We start from the raw sequence: 21142 nt of genomic DNA on the forward strand, positions 1-21142 counted from the left end.
TAGGTACTTTTTTTCCTTATTAGTCTATAATTATCCTTGATTTTATAAAAATAGGTAAATTACATGCTTAAAAATTTAAGAAACATTGCTATTATCGCCCATGTAGACCATGGAAAAACAACTCTTGTTGACAAGCTACTACAGCAGTCAGGGACTTTAAAAAATCGTGGTCCAGAAGTTGAAAGAGTTATGGACTCAAATGATATTGAAAAAGAAAGAGGTATTACGATTCTAGCTAAGAATACAGCTCTTAATTATAAAGATTACCGCATTAACATTGTTGATACTCCAGGGCATGCTGATTTTGGAGGTGAGGTTGAGCGTGTACTTTCAATGGTGGACTCTGTACTTTTACTAGTAGATGCTGTAGATGGTCCTATGCCACAAACACGGTTTGTAACTGAGAAAGCTTTTGCGAAAGGATTAAAACCAATCGTGGTTATTAACAAGATTGACAGAGATGGTGCTCGCCCTGACTGGGTTGTTGATCAAGTATTTGATTTATTTGATAGACTTGGTGCTACTGATGATCAATTAGATTTTCCTATAATTTATGCTTCTGCTATAAATGGTTTTGCTACTGATGATCTAGAAAAGCAAACTACTGATATGAGTGATCTTTTTAACACTATTATCAATAAAGTTGAACCGCCAAAAGTAGATGAAACTGGTCCTTTTCAGATGCAAATATCATCTTTAGATTATTCAAGCTTTTTAGGAACTATAGGTATTGGTCGTATTCAAAGAGGTTCTGTAAAAACTAACACTCCTGTAACTATAATCAACGCTGATGGAAAAAAAAGAAACGGTAGAGTTTTACAAATATTAGGATATTTAGGTCTAGATAGAAATGAAGTTTCTGAAGCTAGTGCTGGGGATATTGTATGTGTAACAGGTATGGATGGTTTAAAAATATCTGATACTCTATGTAATCCTGAGCACCTTGAAGCTCTACCACCACTGTCTGTAGATGAGCCAACAATTAGTATGACATTTCAGGTTAATAACTCCCCTTTTGCTGGTAAAGAAGGTAAATTTGTAACTTCTCGCCAGATCAAAGAAAGGCTTGAAAAAGAATTGATCCATAACGTTGCTTTACGTGTTGAGCAGCTAGATGACCCTGATAAATTTAAAGTTTCTGGACGTGGCGAGTTACATTTATCTATTTTACTAGAAAATATGCGTCGTGAAGGCTTTGAAATAGCTGTATCACGTCCACATGTGATTTTTAAAGAAGTTAATGGTGAAAAGCATGAACCATATGAGCATGCGATTATAAATATAGATGAAGAGCATCAAGGTACTGTAATGGAAAAAATGGGCTTACGTCAGGGTGAGCTTAAAAATATGGAACCAGATGGAAAAGGTCGTGTAAAACTTGAGTTTATAATACCTTCTAGAGGTTTGATAGGATTCTACACGGAGTTTTTAACTATTACATCTGGTTCAGGTATATTAAATAAAGTGTTTGACCATTATGGACCAATGAAAAAACAAGCTTTAGAAACTCGTCAAAATGGAACTTTAGTGTCTATGTGTGCTGGTAAAGCTTTGGCTTTTGCTTTATTTAACCTTCAAGAACGTGGAAAAATGTTTATAGGGCATGGTACAGAAGTTTATGAAGGAATGATTATAGGCATCCATAGTAGAGATAATGATTTAGCTGTAAATCCATGTAAAGGTAAGCAGCTGACCAACGTACGTGCTTCTGGTAAAGATGATGCTGTTGTTTTAGTTACACCTATAAAACTAACTTTAGAATATGCTTTAGAGTTTATCGAAGATGATGAACTTGTAGAAATAACACCTCAATCAATTAGACTAAGAAAGAAGCATCTTACAGAAAGCGATCGCAAAAAAGCCTCTAGAGGTATGATTTAAAAATACACCTTAAATGTAAAAGTCAAACTACCATTTTCTCTATTAAAAATTTTATTTCAAGCCTTCTTAAAACTCCTAACCCAAAATCTTTGCGGTGACAAGGCTTCTAATAATTTATTCGAAACTACGTTTGGTTGATTCATAATTTGGCAGGTAATAACTTTTGCAGACAATAAAGATGAACATAGACCTTTTGAACCAAATCCAGAAGACAAATATAAGCCATTTTCATACTCTACTTGTGGCATTTTTGATTTTGGATAACCTTTTGAGAGAGGTTTATAAAAATCTTGCTTAAATTTATCATAATCTACAAGCCTGCCTACTAATGGTAAATGATCTGCAGTGACACATCTTGTTGCTACTCTTGAATCTACTATATTTATGTCGGCTTTGGATAAACCTGGCAGCATATGTTTAATTTGAAATAAGTTATATTCATCATCAGAATCTCTAACCTCTGCTGTTATATCATTATTTTCTCTAAAAGTTGCTCCTATAACTTGTAGATTATTTTTATAGTTTGGAATTATGTATCCTTTATCCTTAATTGTGTTTTTTATATCAAAAGCTTTATTAATAACAGTTAGCTGCCCTTGAGATGGGTAAACTGGAATTTTTTGAAGATAGGAGATTTTTTTAAAAAGCTCATATCCCCCTGCAAAAATAACAATATCAAACTTTTCATTAAAATTGTCAAACTCAAGAAGCCAACCATTAGAATCAAATTTTTTAATATCTACTAGCTCAGTATCTAAAATTAATTTAGCATTTGATAACTTTAACCACAATTGACAAATACTTTTAGGCACTAATGACAATGCATTAGGATAATATACAGCTTGATTTGAAGTGTTTATATCTATAAACTCTGAAAGTTGATGAGCTAATAAAATTTTGGCTAAATTAGAAGGTATATTTCTTTTATTAAATATTTTTTCGTATCTTTTTTGCTCTTTTTCATCACTTAATATTTGTAACACACCTTTGTTACAAATTTCTAACTCTTCCTTATAGCTGTTTACAAACTCTAATAAAAACTTATAACCTAATGTATGAAACTGGTCTGAATAATTATTATCAGAAGTCAAATATGGTGCTAAAATTCCAGCAAAATTACCTGAAGCATCATTAGCTATTTGAGAATTTTTATCAAATAGCGTTACATCAAAATTACCTATTTTACTAAGCTCGTAAGCTAAAGAACAACCTGCAAGCCCTGCCCCTATAATAGCTATTTTTTGCCTAATCATGCGCCGAAAAGCTTAATACCTTCTTTTTTACGCTTTTGTTCAGCTCTTAGCATCCGAGCTTTTTTAGGGTCAATAGTCAATTCTCTATATATTTCTATCCTATCGTTATCATTTACAGGGTCATTTAAATCAACAATTTCCCCATATATACCTATTTTAAAATCTGCTATTTTTTCTAATTCAGGATACTTATGTAAAATTTTAGATTTCTCTATAGCTTGCCTAACAGTAAGACTATCTATAAACTCCACAAAAAAAGATTTTTGCTCATTAGGAAGTGGATATATAACTTCTACTCTCACTTATTTATAAACCTCTTCTGCACGCTTACAAAACGCTTCTAACATCTTATTTGCTAAACCACGGAATACTGGACCAAGAGCTATTTCTACAAATTTATTTTCAAATGTAAATTCCATATCTAAAGAAACTTTACACGAATTTTCATCTTGTGGTTCAAAATTCCAATCACCTGTTAAAGTTTTAAAAGGACCACTTATTAGATTTAAATGAATATGTTGGTTTTTTACCATAGTGTTATGAGTTGCTAGATCTAATTTTGCAAATCCAGACTTTATTTTCAAAGAAGCTTTTGCTTGTGTTTCAGTTTGTTCAAAAATTTCAACGTCATAGCACATTGGCAAAAATTGCGGATAGTTTTTGATATCATTCACCAAATCATACATTTGAGCAGCACTGTAATTTACAACAGCAAATTTATTAACCTTATTCATTTATTTAATCTTTTACGTTTTGCTGATAATATATAGCATTACATTGTATATCTTTTACAAAAAATAATAAAGTTATGAGTAAACATAAGGTTTCTTCAGCAACTATTGCTAAAAATAAAAAAGCCTTCCATGACTATACTATTCTAGAAAAATTTGAAGCTGGAATTGTACTTAAAGGTTGGGAAGTTAAAAGTATACGAGCTGGTAAAGTACAAATGGTCGATAGTCATGTGCATGTAAAACATGGTGAAGCTTGGCTTTTTAATTGTCTAATCACTCCTTTACTATCAGCCTCAACGCATATAACACCTGATGCAGCAGCAACACGTAAACTTTTACTTAATCGTCGTGAAATAGACAAAATCATGGGTAGAGTTGAACAAAAAGGCTTTACTTGTGTACCACTGGCGATGTATTGGAAAGGTCCTAGAGTAAAAGTAGAGATTGCCCTAGCTCAAGGTAAAAAAGTTCATGATAAGCGTCAAGCTCAAAAAGATAAAGATTGGGCACGTGAAAAAGATAGGCTATTTAAAAAGGTACATCGCTAAATGACAAAAACTGAAAAAAAATTACGTCATTATATTACTAAAGCTGTTGCTGATTTTGACCTTTTACAAAAAGGTGATAAAGTTATGCTTTGTCTGTCTGGAGGTAAGGACTCTTTTGGCCTATTGAAAGTTTTACATGGGCTAATTGAAGATAAGACCTATGATATTGATCTTCACGTGTATACACTAGATCAATCTCAACCAGGGTGGGACGATAGTCAGCTTAGAAAATATCTTGATGATTTAGGTGTATCTTATGAAATCGAGACAAAAAACACTTACAGTGTAGTTGTTGATAAAGTACCAGAAGGTAAAACTTATTGTTCGCTCTGCTCTAGATTGCGTCGTGGCAATATCTATAGGTATGCAAAAGATAATAAAATGGATAAGGTGGTTTTGGGACACCACCGTGATGATTTAATCGAATCTTTGCTTATGTCGATACTGTACCAAGGACAAATAAAATCAATGCCACCAAAATTTGTAACTCAAGATGGTGAAAATACTGTTATTCGTCCAATGGTATTAGTTCAAGAACGTGATCTTATAGAATTTGCAAAAGAAGAAAATTTCCCAATAATTCCATGTAACCTCTGTGGTTCACAAGAAAATCTAAAGAGAAAGAAAGTCAAAAAACTTATCCAAGACTTAGCACATGAAAATCCTAAAGTACCAAGTAACATTTTAAACTCTCTTTCGAATGTTTTACCAAGTCATTTGATGGATAAAGATTTATTAAGTGAATAAAAGTAATAATAAAAAAAATCATCTTTCCAACTTAATTCCTTTTTTTACTAAATCCTATTTTATTAGCTATTGCTGCTTCTAAGTATCCTAATTTAAGTAAACTTTCTATATAATATCTATCTGAAAGAGTTAAATGTCTATGTGCCATTTTTAGTTCCTGTTCGTTTATTTAAGTTCTTCTCAAACCTAATAAACTACATCTGGAACTCTCTTTCAACTATTTTAAAACTTTCAGACTACAATCTAGCGCTAATAATAAAATGCCTTTTAAAATTTATAATCCTGCATCTATAACTGAAAACTACGCTTCAGATAAACCAGCAAATATGCAAAAAAAGATTCTAATTATCAAAGATACTCTACGGACTGCTGGACTATGGCAAATGCCTGGAATGGTATTCTAACTAAACTATTTAAAATCACAAGTGTCATTTAATATGTTAGAATAATAAACATTAATAATTTTTATTGTTTTTATGAAAATAACAAGCTTTAATGCTAATGGAATTCGTGCTGCAACTAAAAAAGGCTTTTGGGGTTGGTTTAAAACTCAAAATATAGATTTTTTATGTATCCAAGAAACGAAAGCTCAATTTCATCAATTAGAATCTGACCCTACATACTTTCCTGAAGGGTATTTTTACGATTATAAAGATGCTATAAAAAAAGGCTATAGTGGTGTAGCTATTTATGCTAAAAAGAAACCTATACGAGTAATCAAAGAAATTGGTATAGATTGGGCAGATGAAGAAGGAAGATATATTCAGTTTGACTATGAAAATTTTAGTATCGCAAGCTTGTATTTACCATCTGGCTCTAGTGGTGATGTGCGCCAAGAATATAAAATGCAATTTTTAGGAAAATACACACAAGTATTAAAACAGCAGATACAATCCGGAAGGGATTTTATAGTTTGTGGTGACTTTAATATAGTGCATAAAGAGATAGATATAAAAAACTGGAAATCTAACTATGGTAAAACTTCAGGAGTATTACCAGAAGAACAAGCATGGCTAGATCATATCTTTTATGATTTAGGTTGGGTAGATACCTTTAGGGTAATTAATCAAGAGCCGCTACAATATACTTGGTGGTCTAATCGTGGACAAGCTAGAGCAAAAAATGTTGGCTGGAGGATTGACTACCATATCTCAACACCTACTTTAAAAGATAAAGTAATACCTCAATCAGATCATATCTACAAAGAAAACTGGTTTTCTGACCATGCTCCAATTAGTATTTGTTATGATTATGAGGTTGAGTAAGAATCGTCATGCCTTATGCTTATATTTTCTCAGGTTTGCCTGGTGTTGGAAAAACTACTTTAGCCAAAAATATAGCTAAATATATCAATGCGGTTTACTATAGAATAGATACTATAGAGCATTATTTAAAAAAAGAATATTCTGATAATTTAACAAAGCAAGGCTATGAATTAGCTTTTTTCTTAGCAAAAGAAAATTTAGAGTTAGGTAATAATGTTGTTATAGATTGTTGTAATCCAGTTAATGAATCTAGAAAATTATGGAATAAATTGTCAGAATTAAATTTTACTGAAATAGTAAACATAGAAGTTTTATGTAGTGATAAACGAATTCATAGAAATAGAGTAGAATTAAGGTTTGAAGAAAATAAAAATAAATACCCTTCTTGGCAAGACGTATTAGATAGAGAATATCAAGACTGGTCCGATAAAAAAGTAATTACAGTTGATACAGCTAATATGAAAATAGATGATTCTTTGGAACAATTAATAAAATTACTTAAAATAAAAGTATGAGGAAAATAAATGAAAAACAATCACTTTGATGTAATAAGTTTAGGTGGTGGCTCAGGTGGTATAGCTTCTGCTGTACAGGCTGCTAAATTTGGTAAAAAAGTTGCAATCATAGAAAAACGTGAGCTTGGTGGCACTTGTGTAAATAGAGGTTGTGTGCCTAAAAAAGCTATGTGGTATGGCGGCATGCTTGCTGAGCAATTTAAGCATGATGTTGCTGGCTACGGCTTTGATGTTGAAGTTAAAGGCTTCAATTGGGCTACCTTGAAAGAAAAAAGAGCTAAATATATCGGTAATATTCATGGTTTTTATAATAGACTTTTAGATAAATGGAATATCATCCATTTTAATAATTGGGGCAAATTTAAAAATAATAAAACAATCATCCTAGATGATGGAACAGAACTAACAGCTGATAATATTTTCATCTCACCAGGTGCTTATCCTATTGTACCTAAAAACATACCTGGTTCTGAATTTGGTATTACTTCAGATGAATTCTTTGAACTAGAAGATACTCCTAAAAAAGCTGTGATCGTTGGTGGTGGTTACATTGGTGTTGAGATTGCTGGAGTGTTAAATGCTCATGGTACTGATGTAACGCTAATATGTCGTAGAGAAAAACCCCTTATGGATTTTGATGATGATATTAGTAATACTCTAGTTGAATGTATGGAAATGACTGATTTAAAACTTATGAACCATACAAATATCACTAAAGTTGAAAAAACTGGTGATACCCTGAAAATAACTACAGATAAAAGTGGTATTTTAGAGAATGTTGATACTTTAATATGGGCGACAGGGCGCGCGCCAAACACTCATAATATGGGTATTGAAAACACTGATATTGAAATTACAACTAAAGGTGTAATTCCAGCTAATCAATGGCAAGAGACAAATGTTAAAGGTATCTATTCCTTAGGTGATGCTTCTGGTGGCGCTCAGCTAACACCTGTAGCAATTGCTTGCGGTCGTAGGTTAGCACGTAGGCTTTTTAATGGCGAAGAAGGACTTAAACCTAAACTTGAGTATATACCAACAGTTGTTTTCTCCCACCCTGCTATCGGTACTGTCGGCTTATCTGAAAAAGATGCTAAAAAAAAATATGGTGAAGAAAATGTAAAAGTCTATAAGAGTCGCTTTACAGCTTTATATTGTGCAATATCTGGTCATAGAATGCCTACAGTGATGAAGTTAGTTGTAACTGGTGAAAATGAAAAAGTTATTGGCTGTCATATGATAGGTTTAAATGTCGATGAAATACTACAAGGGTTTGCAGTAGCTATCAACATGGGTGCTACTAAACGCGATTTTGACGATACTATAGCTATCCACCCTACTAGCTCCGAGGAGCTTGTAACTTTAGTTTAATAAAGTTTCTGATGTTTTTTTATAACATAATAATGTCATTCTATTTGAAAGGCGGCTAAAGATTTCTAAGCCATTCTGGCGATTGGTTTTTTTCACAAATTTCACCATACTCACAAATTGTTGCCACATCTATTGGGTAAAATGTTATAGTTTTACTTAAATTACATACTTGGTATAACACATTCTGTGAATTAAAAATAGTACCCCCAGGCGAACAAAAATCTTGCTGAAATAACCCCATTTTTTTTATAAGCCACGTATGAGAAGCTCGCAATAATTCGGATTTCAAATCTAATTCAACGTTGTTATGTCCTAAAATATTAATAGTAGTTCCTGGCACTTCTGGGTAATATGCTGCATAAGGTAAATAAAACGCAACATCATAACCAGTTCCTTTATATATTTTGTTCCATAAATTAACGTGTGACATCTTGTCAGAATGTTTCTTATAAAAAATAAATTTATCACAAACTAAGACTTTTACTGTGCCGGTCATACCACCACACTTTCCTTTAAATTCCTCTGTAAATTCAGTAGATCTTAAGTCTTGGTACTTAGTTGTATATGGATCTTTAACTATATAGGTACCTACTTTAAACAAATGTCCTTTTTGGTCATATTGATTCAAAGCACCGCAATGGGTAACCATCCCTTTTTGTAGAGCATTTTCATTTAAAGAAGATTCTTTAGTTAGGATTAATGGTTTATAAACCGTAGCGTTGAGGTTAGCGTCAGGTTTCGGGTTAAACTCCTTAACTTGAATCGTATAAATTTTAGTTGACCCACATCTATAACAAGAATCTCTTCTTAAATCAGAAAAAACAGATAGTGAATTCCATTTAGCTCCACAACTATGGCATTTGGTTATTTTCATAAATACAACCTAACTATTTTAATCCCGCTCTAATTGATATTATATCTCTGTACCAGTCCTATACAAGAATTTTTGCCCTATTATGATATTATTTCTCTATTTAGAGGTTTCAGATAATATATATGTTTAAAATACTAGTTTTAAGATTATCTCTGATTCGCTCTTAGAAGATTAGAAATTTATTTGAGAAAATTTATTTCATTTTTCTTATAACTAGGGCTATGACAGCCCATAATACAACCATACAAACAAGCACTATAGTTATATTAATGAATAAATTCTCAAACAAATGAGCTTGTGTTACTAAATCAACTTGGTTTTCAACATTTTTAAAAGCTGCCATATCAGCAACTTTTGCCCCAATAAAGCCAGCTATACTACCTGTAAATAGCATATATATAGCTGCTAAGAAACTCGTATTGTGTGAACTATCAATCGATGTAATTTCTGATAAAGCAATAGGATCTATAAATAACTCAGATATTCCTAAAGCCATTATTCCTATTACTATCCATATTACAGAGGCCTTACCATAAATAGTAGCTTCTTTTGCTGCTAAAATAAGCAATACAAAACAAATAAGCTGAAATATAAAACCAAACATAAATTTGACCATACGTCCAAAATCACTATCTAAAGCTTTGTATACTTTCCAGATCCAAGCTACTACTGCCCCCCCTATGATAATAGAAAAAGCATTAATAGATGCAGCTGCACTAGCTGGAAAATTATAACCAAATACTGCCGTATTAACATTTCTCTCTATAAACAATTCTACTGAGGTAAAAATCTGTTCATCAAATACCCAGAACAATATCCCAAACATTACAAATGGTATTAATAACATTAGTCTTTTACGTGTATGTTTGTCTGCACTATAGCATATCTTTATAAACCATAATGTACTTGCTACAGTTACTACAAATATCAAGTGACTTTCAAAATGATACTCTAGTGCAAAGTAGCAAAGTAAAATAATAGCTGCTGATATAAAGAAGGTATCTATAGTTTTTCTACGTAAAGATACTTTAACATTACTAGGACAAGGAATATATTTATTACCAGATAAAAAGATTATAATCCCTATAATCATTCCTATACCAGCTAAGCCAAAACCATAGTCCCAGCCATAGACTTCGGCGACTATGCCACAAGCTAAAGGAGCTATAAAACTTCCTATATTCCCACCTAAATATAAAAGTGTAAAAGCAGAATCTCTTTTAGGGTCATCTTTTGCATAAAGTTCTCCAACTAAACAAGGAACATTACTTTTAAAATAACCATAACCACATATAATAAATGCCATGCCTAAAAAAAGTAAGCTTTCGCCATCTATCCCTATTATAATATGACCACAAGACATTAAAATAGCACCTATAACTACAGTACGTTTAAACCCTAAAAATTTATCAGCTAAAACCCCACCAAAAATAGGGGTCAAGTATACTAGTGCTACAAAAGATCCATATATAGAGTAAGACATATTATCTGTAAGTAGTAGTTTTTTAGTCAGATAAAGAATCAAAAGAGCTCTCATTCCATAAAAGCTAAAATACTCCCACATATATATAGCCATTATATACCAGAGTGCTTTGGGGTGTTTAGATGAAATATTTTGCATATTTAGTTAAATTTAAAAAATAATTATAAATTTTATATGACTTAGTTTAAATTCTCAATGTTTATAGTAATTACAAAAATCATCCTTATTGATTAATTGGCGGTTAAAAACATATAATTTTAGTTTGCAAAACTCCGGTCACACAGCTGTTAAATGGCACTCTCTTGTCTGGCTTGGTTTACTTTTATTTTAATATTTAAATACAAAAAATGTTGCAATAAACTAAGTAAAAAACTAAAATAAAAACAATTTATTTTAAACAAAATTTACATTGATGCTGAAAATTTTCACTATTACAGGACAATATTCATGTCAACCATTAAAAGACTTTGTTAACCACATGAATATCGAGCCACACGCACGTTGTATTGATACAATTGTAGCTTTCCCGGAAGATTTTTTATCACCTCAACATAATAGATCTGTATCTAATTCTTACAAACATTCATACTTTATTCAAATAGAAGATATCATCGATAAGTATAGAAATATTTTAATAGTTATTGGATTAGAATATCAAACTATACTTTCAGACTACGTAACAAAAAAAGCTTATAAAAATAAAGCATATATGTTTTACTTTGATAATTTAAAAGGATGTGTTACTCGCAAATCTTACACTAAACAAGTTGCCAGTATTAAAACTAACGTTAATGATAAAATCCATGGTATATATATAAATGGAGATGAGTTGACTGAAAGTATTGATATTAACGGTGAGAAAGTTGTTTGTAGCATATGTAGTGATACAAACATAGTTCTAAGACAAGTAGAAAGGTTACCTGATCATAAGAAACCTAAAATTTGGTTTATATTAGCTGATGGAATGCCTGCAACTTTTTTTAATAGGGTCACTTCTTTATTTGGTGGAATAGTTGTTTATTGTGATATGAAAAATGGATCAAAGGTATTAAATAATAAAAAACAAGTTAAGCCATTAGATATATATTACAAATACAAACCATTTAGTATTAAAGAATTTAGAATAGACAAAACTTTATGGAACGAAATTAATATAGAAGCAAACAAACCTGGTATTAATACGATATCCTCATTTAGCCATAATCCTCGGATAATTATAAGCTCTGAAGTATATAATTACTGTAAACGTCAAAGCTATAAACAGGTTAAATATCTTCTAGTTAATAAAACAAAAACATTTAATTTCTCGAAATAAATAACTTGATATTAAATTAACTTTCAAACTCATCTATAAATTCCTGAGCTGCATCAATTCTCTCTTTACATAGCTTATAGCTCTTTGATGCTTGTTCAAGTATGGATGCTAATTCATCAAGTAATGCTGGACTATCTTGACTATCCTGTAATTTTTCATTTATCTGTTCTAAGATTTCGTAGTTTTTTGCAAATTTTTTACTCTGTGTTGCCATCTTTTTTTACCTCTACATTAACTTTGCCATCATGGTAAATAACCTCAAAATCTATTTGGCTTTGAGCTTGCTCTTTGGTTGTTATATATTTGCCATCTATAGCCTTTGTAAGGCTAAATCCTCGTTTTAATGTCGGTTGTATTGATAAGGATAATATTTGCTTATACAAATATTCGCTAGATTTGTTATAAAAGCTTAAATAATGCTTGGAGTTTTGTACAGACTGATTATAGTACTCATCTATTTTATAGCCATAATATTTAATGGAATTTTTAGTATTTGAAACTAATGTTTTGTATTGAGTATCAAGTGACTGACTATATAGTTTAATCACCCCTTTTGACGTAGCTAAAGTATTTTTATAATTGTGGTGTACTGTTTGTTCTATATATTGCAAATAATGGTTTAGCTTTGTTCTCAAGCTAATGTATAAAGTATCTAATTCACTATTTTTTTGTTTTGCCAAGGTTCTTGTAATCCCGACTATAGAATCATAGTTGTATTTTGCTTGAGTTGCATTATCAATTATAGATCTAGTAATAAAATTAATAACCTTTGATGGTGTGTCAAACCGTTTAGTACAAATATCATCTAAAACTGTGCTATCTCGTTCATGTCCTATACCAACCATTACAGGTAATGTGCTATTACATACGTTTTCTGCTAATAAAATGTTATTAAACCAATCTAGATCTGCTTGAGAACCACCGCCACGGATAAGTACTATAGTGTCATATTTATTAGAATTATTTGCTATTTCATCAAAAGCTTTAGATACACTAACAGCACAATCCTTACCTTGCATTTTTGCTTCATAAATATCAAACTCACATAACTTTAAACTTTGTAACTTATCGGCTTCTTCAAAAAAGTCACCCTTACCTGCCGCTGTCAGACTAGTTATAACAGCTATATTTGTAAAATCTTTTGGTAATTGAAGTTTTTTATTTTTATCTAAAATACCCTTTTTTGCTAGTTGCTCTAAGATTTCTAATTTACGAGCTTGCCTATCTCCTAAAGTGTAACTTGGATCTATATCAATAATGTTTAAGCTAAGCCCAAAACTTATATGGTAGCTAACAGCAACTTTCAGTAGTACTTTCATATCAGGTCTTAATAGTTCACCTGTTACAGCACTAAATTTGTTATTAACATAGCTAACTATATTTGCCCAGCAATTACACCTAATTTTAGCTACTGGATATTTACTTACACCATCATGCTCAATAAGTTCACCATAATAGTGTTTACCAGATGCTCGCCACTCTGATAGTTCAGCCACCACCCAAAAGCCATCATAGCCAAAACTTATTTCTATAGTGCTTTTTATCAGTTCTAAGAACTCACTTAGCTTTAGAGAATCTTGCATTTTCAACCAACTAGGTTTTTTTAACTATCTAGATTTTTACACTTCTATAATAAATAAACAAGAAAGTTTGAAGTGTTTTATCTAATGCTACAGAAAATACTCTAAGTAAAGAAAACTTTACTAGAAATAGTATAATATTATTTTTATTTACTTATAGTTTTTGACAGATTTTTCGATCTCTTTTTTAGCAAAAGCTGCGTTATCCCAACCTTCTACTTTTACCCATTTACCAGAATCTAAATCTTTATAATGAGTAAAGAAATGCTCTATTCTTTGCTTTAATGTTCCAGGTAGATCATCTACATCATTGATATGATCATACTCTTTAGTTAACTTAGAGCTTGGCACAGCGACTATTTTAGCATCTACTCCACCATCATCTTCCATTTTAAAAACACCTACTGCTCTACAGTTAATCACGCAACCTACTGCTAACGGATAAGGAGCTAAAACAAGCACATCTATTGGATCGCCGTCATCATATAATGTATTTGGTACAAAACCATAGTTACAAGGATACCTCATAGTAGAAGACATAAATCTATCTACTACTATCATATTAGTATCTTTGCAAAATTCATATTTGATAGGGTCGCTATCTTGAGGTATCTCAATAACAACATTAAAATCATTCGGGACATCTTTTCCACAAGGTATATTTTTAATCATCGTGAATTACTCCTATATAATTTTCACCGATTTGACATAAATATTTCATAAACCCCAGTCTACCACAAAAACCTTTGTATTTATAATACATAAATATTAAAATACTAAAAGAACTTTTAAATTTAGACACTATATCTTTAAGCGGTAAAGGAAGGAATAACAAATGATAAAACTAAAAAAAGTCTCTTTGCTAACTATAGCAGGTTTGAGTACAAGTATTGCTATATCAGCGCCAAATATATCTGCTAGCGATCCATATTTTAATGATAATGCTAATAGTGTTAAACAAAAAGATATTATCGTTAAACCTATAGATTTAGAGTTAAATGTCCCTGCCTGGGTAGCTATGAATTACCGCACAGGAGATATCGTTAGTCAAAACAATATGGATGTAAGAAGAGCACCTGCAAGTCTAACTAAAATTATGTCATCGTATATAGTAGCTAGTGAGATCAAAGCTGGTAATTTAACTTGGGACACTATGATCCCTATAAGCCACAATGCTGCTGCTACTGGTGGGTCAAAAATGTACGTCAAAGCTGGCGCAAAAGTTTCAGTAAGAGATCTAGTAAAAGGTATGGATGTAGTATCTGGTAATGATGCAACAGTAGCTTTAGCTGAGTATATTGCTGGTTCTCCTAAAGCCTTTACTGAACTTATGAATCAAACTGCTAAAGCTATTGGCATGGATAACACCCAGTTTGCTAATCCAGATGGTTTACCAGGGGGTGAGCAATATACCACTGCCCATGACATGGCTTTATTAGCAAGATCATATATATATAACTTCCCAGAAGCATATGAAATATATGGAGAAAAGGGTCTAGTTTGGAATGCAACTGAACAAAAATCTGTAAGTATAGCAGATCGTAAGCAGTGCTTACCCAAATTTGATCGTACTGACGGTGGTGTAATCAGTAGCTATACGGCAAGCAATCTAGATGATGCTACCAAAAATAAATGCTCTAAACTTTTCCCTACTGGTGACAAATTTGTATTACAAAATAATAGAAATAGACTACTATTTACATTTGATGGAGTAGACGGCATGAAAACAGGCCACACTGGCGATGCAGGATATTGTCTGGTGTCTTCTGCAGTACAAGACAGCGAAAGATACATAGGTGTGGTGTTAGGAGCTCCTAGCTCAACTACCCGCGAGCTAGAGTCTACTAAATTACTTAGATATGCTCTAACTAAATTTGAAAATGTTCTATTATACAAAGCTAACACACCTATAACAATAAATGCTGATAATATACTAAATGCTAAATCAGGCCAAAAGATAACTGTAGCATCTGACCAAAACATATACAAAACCGTACCGAAAAACTATGTTCCTTACTTAAAACAAGGGGTGGCATTTGATTCAAGTATAAAAGCTCCTATCAATAAAGGTCAAGTAGTTGGTAATCTAGTGATCACTGTAGGTGACACTAAAGAAAAAATAGCCAGTATACCTGTTACAGCACAAAATGATATTGCAAAAAAAGGTTGGTGGTAATTTAATAAATTAAAATAAGGATTTTTTTAAATGTCTGAGCAAGAGCAAAAAGAAACTTTCTTTGAATTCCCTTGTCAATTTCCTATAAAAATCATGGCAAATCCTCAAAAAGAAACTATTGAATTTGTGTTGGGTGTTTTTGAGAAGTATGTACCCAATCATGATAAAATTGACTTTAAAACAAAAGAAAGTAAAACAGGAAAGTATATATCTATCACAGCCATCTTTGAGGCTAATAGTAAAGAGCAGTTAGATAATATATACAAAGAAATATCTGCTTACCCTGAGGTACATATGGTTTTATAAGATCAGGTATACTATATAAACAAGCTGGTATAATATATAATTTAGAAACGTTAATCGAATATAATTATCCTTACAACGACAGAAATCTCTTTGCTTCAGAAATTTATATCTACGTGTAAAACCAGCGATTTTTTACATAAATACAATCATAAATATAACGAGTAATTTATTAAATATGAAAATAACTAAAAAAAATCTTCAATTACAAGAATACTCAAAAGTTTTTAAGGATATGATCACTTTTACCGAAAACCGTACCAATGAAACTACTGATGAGATTTGGTTGGTTGAACACCCCGCTATTTTTACACAAGGAAAACATGGTAAGCCTGAGCATATTTTAAACCTACATAATATACCTATAGTTAACACAGATAGAGGTGGTCAAGTTACATACCATGGACCTGGGCAAGCTGTGATTTATTTTTTACTTGATATAAAAAGAAGTAAATTTGGAGCCAAAAAACTAGTCTCAATAGTAGAAGAGGCTTGCATAAATATGTTAGCTAAACATTATAACTTGCAAGCTCATACAATTGAAAATGCTCACGGAATTTATATCAATAATAAAAAAATAGCTTCCCTAGGTCTTAGAATTAAGCAAAGTAAAACTTATCATGGCATAGCTATCAACACAAACATGGATTTAACTCCTTTTAGCTATATCAACCCGTGTGGTTATAGTAGTTTAAAGATGTGCCAGATAGCAGATTTCGATAACACAACTTCTGTTGAAAAAGTACATAATCAATATTATCAAGAGTTTATGAAATCATTGGAAAGTATACAATAATTATCATATGTTGACCCCTAATTAATTCCTTTAATAGTTCATAGTTTATTAAAAATCAATATCTCTTATCAAAAATTCGGGATACCTTTCTTAAGTCACTCTAATATAATCATAAAAGTTACGGAAAGAGGGAAAGATTAAAATGCATCATAAGAAAAAATTACTGCGATTGTGTAGCCACCGATCAAAGGTATTAATAAAAGTCGATAAATAAATAAATTATTATAGGAGAAAGCACTATGCAACTAATTAAACTTATTAACAAAATGTCTCCACAAGATTGGGATAGTATACAAACAGACACATGTAGAAGCAGTCATAATATTGAGAATTTATACATTATTCGAGATTCAATACTTTCTTTAAATAAACGAATAAACTCAATCTGTAACCTTGATTCAGTATGTGAAAGTAATTTAAATCTTTCAGCCTACAAATGTCACGTCACCAGAATTGATGCTTGTACAACAAGCATAGATTATAAATTGTCTAAAGATAAGCAAGGACTCCGAAGTCTAATTTCATCAATATCTGATATCACTTCACAACCTTCTCTTCCTGCTACAGCAAGTAAAGTTAACGTATTAAATGGTTTAACAGAACACTATGTGAATAACGTGAAAAATTATTATAATGCTCAAAAAATAAATGGAAAGCTATCGCCAACAACTTACAATAATTATTCTCAAGCCTTAGAGACTATTGATCATAGTTTTACTTGTTTATGGGGAGCGCTATTAGAAAATAAAAAAAAGTACCTCGTTACACCTATGACCTCATATGTCAATCAAGCATTATTTTTTTACACAGATTTAGTTTTACAAAGTGACTTAGAAGTACTTAAAACTATATCTCAAAAAAACTTTAACTTCACTTTAACTTCAAAAATATCGGAACATATCGAAAAAATCTTACCAGACCTACAAATGGAAATTAAAGAACTTAAAAACTATCAGGAGGCAAAAACGAGCAGTTATAGCAATATTTTCCGAATAGGTTACTCCAAAGAACAGAAACTTGCAGCTTTAAACAAATTAGATAACCTAATCGCACATAAAAAAAGTGATTATGATACTAATTTTAGTATTTATAAATTAAATGAAGAAGATAAATATATTCTTAAAGATGGGAAAACGGGTAGGACGCTTGATTCTTTAGCTATAAGATACGGTTTATTGAGCATTGGTAATTTATTAGCTCTATTATAATTTTTTTATAGATTAAACTCTCATAAAATCAGCGTGAATAAGCTTAACTTTGTACGGATGTCTTTGTAAAGCTTTGATAATAACTTTTTCTTCTTTACCATTTATATCTAAAACTACTTCGCTTGAAAAAAATATTTTATCTTCAGTAGCATGTAAAAGTTTATCATGATCCATAACTATAGATATAGCTTCTTTTTCACCACCATATACAACTGCTGGAATTTTACCAGCACTTCTTAGACGGCGGCTCGCACCTGTTCCTAAATCTTCTCTTTTTTGTGCTTTTAAAACAAAATTTGTCATTTTTTATTCCTTATTTTTTTAAACAAACAATTAAATGCTAACCTATGCGACCCTAGATTAGCTGAGCTATTGTATTAAATTAAGGACTATAATTCAAGTTTAAAAAACTTAATCTACCAAGCCATCGGTGCGGAAGATATCACTTACAGACTCTTCTCCATTCGTTTTCTCTATTATCTGAGCCAACAAAGGAGCTAAAGAAATAACCTTTATTTTATTACAGTTTTGAGCATTTACCTTAAGTGGAATTGAATCAGTAACTATAAGCTCATCTATAGCTGAATTTTCGATATTTTTAATCGCATCACCAGAGAGCAAAGGATGAACACAAAAAGCTGTTACCTTAGTCGCCCCACCTTTATCAACCAAAGCCTGAGCTGCTTGACATATGGTACCACCTGTGTCCATTATGTCATCAACTAAAATGCAATGTTTCCCATCCACCTCTCCTATTATATTCATAACTTCAGCAACATTCGGTTTGGGTCTTCTTTTATCTACTACTGCTATCTCCACTCCTAAATTTTTAGCTACTGATCTGGCTCTAACCACTCCACCCATATCAGGAGATACTATTTTAATGTTTTCATATTTTGACGGATTTTTACGCACATATTCTAAAAATATTTTTGTAGCAAAAGCGTTATCAAAAGGTATGTCAAAAAAACCTTGAATTTGCTCAGCGTGAATATCCACTGACAGTATTCTATCAAGGCCAACTGCTTGAAGCATATTTGCAACTACTTTTGCTGAAATTGGAACCCTAGCAGATTTTGATCTTCTATCTTGTCTAGCATAACCAAAATATGGTAAAACTGCTGTTACCCTTTCAGCTGATGATCTTTTTAATGCGTCAACCAATAAAATAAGTTCCATTAAATTATCTGCTGGTGGACAAGTTGACTGTATTACAAATATATCTTTACCACGAACATTTTCATTTAACACAACGTGTATTTCACCATCTTTAAACCTATCAACTGTTGCATTACCAAGAGTTGCTCCTAATTCCTTTGCAACCTCATTGGCAAGCTTTCTTGACGCATTACCACTAAAAATCATCAAATCATCAGACATTTATAAAAAACCTCAATATACTTACACACCACAAAACTAATTTTAATGCTTTTTAAAAACATTAAAAGCTAAAACCTCAAATTTTAATGAAATATTTTTATTGAGTTTTTTCTATTATTTGCTCCTGTCTAATTTATATGATACAAATTTGGACCCGGTTTTTATAGTAAAAATACTGCAAAATTTGGAACAAAAGCAGTATAGCTAAACTACAAGATACTATTACTGATAGAGTTGGCCAGCCCAAAAATATAGCGCTACTTATATCACAAACTACGCTTACTAAAGATAGTGTTAAAAAAATTATACTAAATCCTTCAGCTTGTTTTTGACGATAATTTTTATATATTTGTGGCAACCAATATACGTTATAAATAACTCCACTTATCGACCCTAATACTAGCAAATACTTAGAATCGAGGTTTTTATATAAAGCTACAGATATTACTAACAATAAAAATGTTATTATAAATACTGTATGTGCAGCTATATATTTGTTTTTTCTATCATTTAAAATTTGAAATTGTTGAATAACTAAAAAACTTAATAAAATAATATCTACTAACACATATTGCCATTGTAAACTAAAACCTACAGCATATATCAAATCAAAAGAGTTTGCTAAAATCATTAAAGAATGTGTCCACAAGCTTATCTCAAAAGTTTTATGTTTAAACTGATTATGAACCATCTGAGGCAAGAAATGCACAAAATATATTATTAGAGAAATGTTTAAAGTTATAAAGCCTATGTTCTGCACTAAAATTCTCCTATTAAATTAATAGGAATTTGCATGATTTTGGCCTTTCTACCAAAGGGTACCAAACAAACTCCCTACGCTAATACTAATTAGATCAGGTACAAAGGGTATCTCTCAGCTATTACTAATAAATTTATAAATAGCACCCCTGTTGTAAGCACTAATATAACATAAATAAAAAAGCATTTACATCCTATATTCACCTCTGATAATTAGAAACATCTATTTATATAATAAACCTCATTATTTAGAATTTTCATCCAGAAAGTGGCTGTTGCTTGGAATTATATGATTTGAAGTATAAATTTTATTTACTCCAATGAGCATTTCCTCTAAGATAAACCGGAAACGTTTCTTGCGTTAGTTTATTGTTTTGTTTTTGTAAAAAATATTGTCTGTAAACATAGTCAATTAAATTACTAACATCAAGCTTAAAATCTGTTACCTCCGGTACCAGTTTTATTTGTTCAATAGCCTCAATAGCCTCACCCACCAAACTAAATCCTTGATACAATTCAGCTGAATACTCTTGTAGCTTATAAACATTCTCTAAAAACACATCATCAGTTTTTTTATTGTACAAGCCTAAATAAAAATCTCCCATTTTAGCGTCTAAAACTACTGCTACTTTATCTGAATTAGTAGACGTACTTTTTGCAATAGCAAACATACTTGAGAAACCTACTATAGGAATATCCAACCCAACTGCAAAAGCCTGAGCCACAGCAGCTGCCAAACGTACTCCTACAAAACTTCCAGGTCCTACACCGTATGCTATAAAATCTAGGTTTTTTTTATCAATACCTGCACTTTCAAAAACTTCTTTTATCATCTCTAAAAGAAACTTATTATGCTGACGAGGAATATATTTTGTATTAGAATAAGTCTTATCTTTAACTCTAAGTGCTAGTGAACAATAGGCACTTGAGGTGTCTAAAATTAAAAAATTCATA

The 21142-nt window shown here is 31.4% G+C and carries 24 protein-coding genes, 1 pseudogene and 1 riboswitch; of the genes and pseudogenes, 12 read left to right on the top strand and 13 right to left on the bottom strand.

The window, feature by feature from the left end; genetic code table 11:
* Window positions 1-63: 63 nt before the first annotated feature.
* Complete coding sequence (typA, locus tag FRA_RS04265; RefSeq protein ID WP_035719237.1) at window positions 64-1881, top strand: translational GTPase TypA; 1818 nt, start codon at window positions 64-66, stop codon at window positions 1879-1881.
* Window positions 1882-1937: 56 nt separating this feature from the next.
* Here typA and mnmC1 read toward each other — a convergent pair whose 3' ends face one another.
* Genes mnmC1 through FRA_RS04280 form a run of 3 tightly spaced genes read right to left on the bottom strand, consistent with a single transcriptional unit; the run spans window position 1938 to window position 3868 of the window.
* On the bottom strand, window positions 1938-3131 hold the full coding sequence (gene mnmC1, locus FRA_RS04270) for an FAD-dependent 5-carboxymethylaminomethyl-2-thiouridine(34) oxidoreductase MnmC1 (RefSeq protein WP_459382048.1): 1194 nt from the start codon (window positions 3129-3131) through the stop codon (window positions 1938-1940).
* Window positions 3131-3436, bottom strand: a complete 306-nt coding sequence (locus tag FRA_RS04275; protein WP_035719239.1) for an RnfH family protein — start codon at window positions 3434-3436, stop codon at window positions 3131-3133. Before FRA_RS04275 ends, mnmC1 begins: the two co-directional genes overlap by 1 nt.
* On the bottom strand, window positions 3437-3868 hold the full coding sequence (locus FRA_RS04280) for a type II toxin-antitoxin system RatA family toxin (RefSeq protein ID WP_035719241.1): 432 nt from the start codon (window positions 3866-3868) through the stop codon (window positions 3437-3439).
* 74 nt (window positions 3869-3942) lie between these two features.
* Between FRA_RS04280 and smpB the strand changes: the two genes are divergently transcribed.
* Together smpB and ttcA are read left to right on the top strand one after the other, a co-directional pair.
* The gene (gene smpB / locus FRA_RS04285) at window positions 3943-4416 is read left to right on the top strand and encodes an SsrA-binding protein SmpB (protein WP_035719243.1); all 474 of its coding nucleotides are present in this window, start codon (window positions 3943-3945) and stop codon (window positions 4414-4416) included.
* On the top strand, window positions 4417-5163 hold the full coding sequence (gene ttcA, locus FRA_RS04290) for a tRNA 2-thiocytidine(32) synthetase TtcA (protein ID WP_035719246.1): 747 nt from the start codon (window positions 4417-4419) through the stop codon (window positions 5161-5163).
* Window positions 5164-5206: 43 nt separating this feature from the next.
* Here ttcA and FRA_RS04295 read toward each other — a convergent pair.
* A pseudogene (locus tag FRA_RS04295) lies at window positions 5207-5311 on the bottom strand (IS30 family transposase); the annotation flags it as partial.
* A gap of 112 nt (window positions 5312-5423) precedes the next feature.
* Here FRA_RS04295 and FRA_RS04300 point away from each other — a divergent pair.
* The 4 genes from FRA_RS04300 (at window position 5424) to gorA (ending at window position 8314) form a co-directional block, all read left to right on the top strand.
* On the top strand, window positions 5424-5567 hold the full coding sequence (locus FRA_RS04300; RefSeq protein WP_155960867.1) for a hypothetical protein: 144 nt from the start codon (window positions 5424-5426) through the stop codon (window positions 5565-5567).
* A 72-nt stretch (window positions 5568-5639) separates the two neighbouring features.
* On the top strand, window positions 5640-6428 hold the full coding sequence (locus tag FRA_RS04305; protein ID WP_035719247.1) for an exodeoxyribonuclease III: 789 nt from the start codon (window positions 5640-5642) through the stop codon (window positions 6426-6428).
* An 8-nt stretch (window positions 6429-6436) separates the two neighbouring features.
* Complete coding sequence (locus FRA_RS04310; RefSeq protein WP_035719249.1) at window positions 6437-6943, top strand: P-loop nucleotide/nucleoside kinase family protein; 507 nt, start codon at window positions 6437-6439, stop codon at window positions 6941-6943.
* Between the two features lie 9 nt (window positions 6944-6952).
* Complete coding sequence (gene gorA, locus FRA_RS04315; RefSeq protein WP_035719251.1) at window positions 6953-8314, top strand: glutathione-disulfide reductase; 1362 nt, start codon at window positions 6953-6955, stop codon at window positions 8312-8314.
* Between the two features lie 55 nt (window positions 8315-8369).
* Here the strand turns inward: gorA and FRA_RS04320 are convergent, their stop codons facing one another.
* Complete coding sequence (locus FRA_RS04320) at window positions 8370-9188, bottom strand: hypothetical protein (RefSeq protein ID WP_035719254.1); 819 nt, start codon at window positions 9186-9188, stop codon at window positions 8370-8372.
* A 193-nt stretch (window positions 9189-9381) separates the two neighbouring features.
* On the bottom strand, window positions 9382-10809 hold the full coding sequence (locus FRA_RS04325) for a peptide MFS transporter (protein WP_081835918.1): 1428 nt from the start codon (window positions 10807-10809) through the stop codon (window positions 9382-9384).
* A gap of 274 nt (window positions 10810-11083) precedes the next feature.
* Here FRA_RS04325 and FRA_RS04330 point away from each other — a divergent pair, with 274 nt between their 5' ends.
* Window positions 11084-11986 (top strand): hypothetical protein, encoded by a 903-nt coding sequence (locus FRA_RS04330; RefSeq protein ID WP_035719256.1) that lies wholly within the window; start codon window positions 11084-11086, stop codon window positions 11984-11986.
* Between the two features lie 16 nt (window positions 11987-12002).
* On the opposite strand, the gene xseB is transcribed toward FRA_RS04330, so the two are convergent.
* The 3 genes from xseB to ppa all read right to left on the bottom strand — a co-directional run bounded on the left by xseB (window position 12003) and on the right by ppa (window position 14238).
* Complete coding sequence (xseB, locus tag FRA_RS04335; protein WP_035719258.1) at window positions 12003-12200, bottom strand: exodeoxyribonuclease VII small subunit; 198 nt, start codon at window positions 12198-12200, stop codon at window positions 12003-12005.
* Window positions 12184-13569 (bottom strand): exodeoxyribonuclease VII large subunit, encoded by a 1386-nt coding sequence (gene xseA, locus FRA_RS04340; protein WP_035719259.1) that lies wholly within the window; start codon window positions 13567-13569, stop codon window positions 12184-12186. Before xseA ends, xseB begins: the two co-directional genes overlap by 17 nt.
* Before the next feature lie 147 nt (window positions 13570-13716).
* Window positions 13717-14238: an inorganic diphosphatase gene (ppa, locus tag FRA_RS04345; protein WP_035719261.1), complete on the bottom strand. Its 522-nt coding sequence runs from the start codon at window positions 14236-14238 to the stop codon at window positions 13717-13719.
* Window positions 14239-14404: 166 nt separating this feature from the next.
* Here ppa and FRA_RS04350 point away from each other — a divergent pair, with 166 nt between their 5' ends.
* The 4 genes from FRA_RS04350 to FRA_RS04365 all read left to right on the top strand — a co-directional run bounded on the left by FRA_RS04350 (window position 14405) and on the right by FRA_RS04365 (window position 18049).
* Window positions 14405-15742: a D-alanyl-D-alanine carboxypeptidase family protein gene (locus FRA_RS04350; RefSeq protein ID WP_035719360.1), complete on the top strand. Its 1338-nt coding sequence runs from the start codon at window positions 14405-14407 to the stop codon at window positions 15740-15742.
* A 30-nt stretch (window positions 15743-15772) separates the two neighbouring features.
* On the top strand, window positions 15773-16048 hold the full coding sequence (locus FRA_RS04355; protein WP_035719263.1) for a YbeD family protein: 276 nt from the start codon (window positions 15773-15775) through the stop codon (window positions 16046-16048).
* A 175-nt stretch (window positions 16049-16223) separates the two neighbouring features.
* A complete protein-coding gene (lipB, locus tag FRA_RS04360; protein ID WP_035719264.1) occupies window positions 16224-16841 on the top strand; it encodes a lipoyl(octanoyl) transferase LipB in 618 nt (205 codons plus the stop codon).
* A gap of 239 nt (window positions 16842-17080) precedes the next feature.
* Window positions 17081-18049, top strand: coding sequence for a hypothetical protein (locus tag FRA_RS04365; RefSeq protein WP_035719265.1), 969 nt, complete (start codon window positions 17081-17083; stop codon window positions 18047-18049).
* A 12-nt stretch (window positions 18050-18061) separates the two neighbouring features.
* On the opposite strand, the gene rplY is transcribed toward FRA_RS04365, so the two are convergent.
* From rplY to tsaB, 4 genes are all read right to left on the bottom strand, one after another.
* Complete coding sequence (gene rplY / locus FRA_RS04370; protein WP_035719266.1) at window positions 18062-18352, bottom strand: 50S ribosomal protein L25; 291 nt, start codon at window positions 18350-18352, stop codon at window positions 18062-18064.
* 108 nt (window positions 18353-18460) lie between these two features.
* The gene (locus tag FRA_RS04375; RefSeq protein WP_035719268.1) at window positions 18461-19429 is read right to left on the bottom strand and encodes a ribose-phosphate pyrophosphokinase; all 969 of its coding nucleotides are present in this window, start codon (window positions 19427-19429) and stop codon (window positions 18461-18463) included.
* A 133-nt stretch (window positions 19430-19562) separates the two neighbouring features.
* Complete coding sequence (locus tag FRA_RS04380; RefSeq protein ID WP_035719270.1) at window positions 19563-20189, bottom strand: PQ-loop repeat-containing protein; 627 nt, start codon at window positions 20187-20189, stop codon at window positions 19563-19565.
* Window positions 20190-20242: 53 nt separating this feature from the next.
* Window positions 20243-20349: riboswitch (TPP riboswitch) on the bottom strand.
* Window positions 20350-20496: 147 nt separating this feature from the next.
* On the bottom strand, window positions 20497-21141 hold the full coding sequence (gene tsaB / locus FRA_RS04385; RefSeq protein ID WP_035719271.1) for a tRNA (adenosine(37)-N6)-threonylcarbamoyltransferase complex dimerization subunit type 1 TsaB: 645 nt from the start codon (window positions 21139-21141) through the stop codon (window positions 20497-20499).
* Between the last annotated feature and the right edge of the window lies 1 nt (window position 21142).

Source organism: Allofrancisella heilbronnii (genome assembly GCF_000710735.2).
Classification (GTDB): Bacteria; Pseudomonadota; Gammaproteobacteria; order Francisellales; family Francisellaceae; genus Francisella; species Francisella frigidaquae.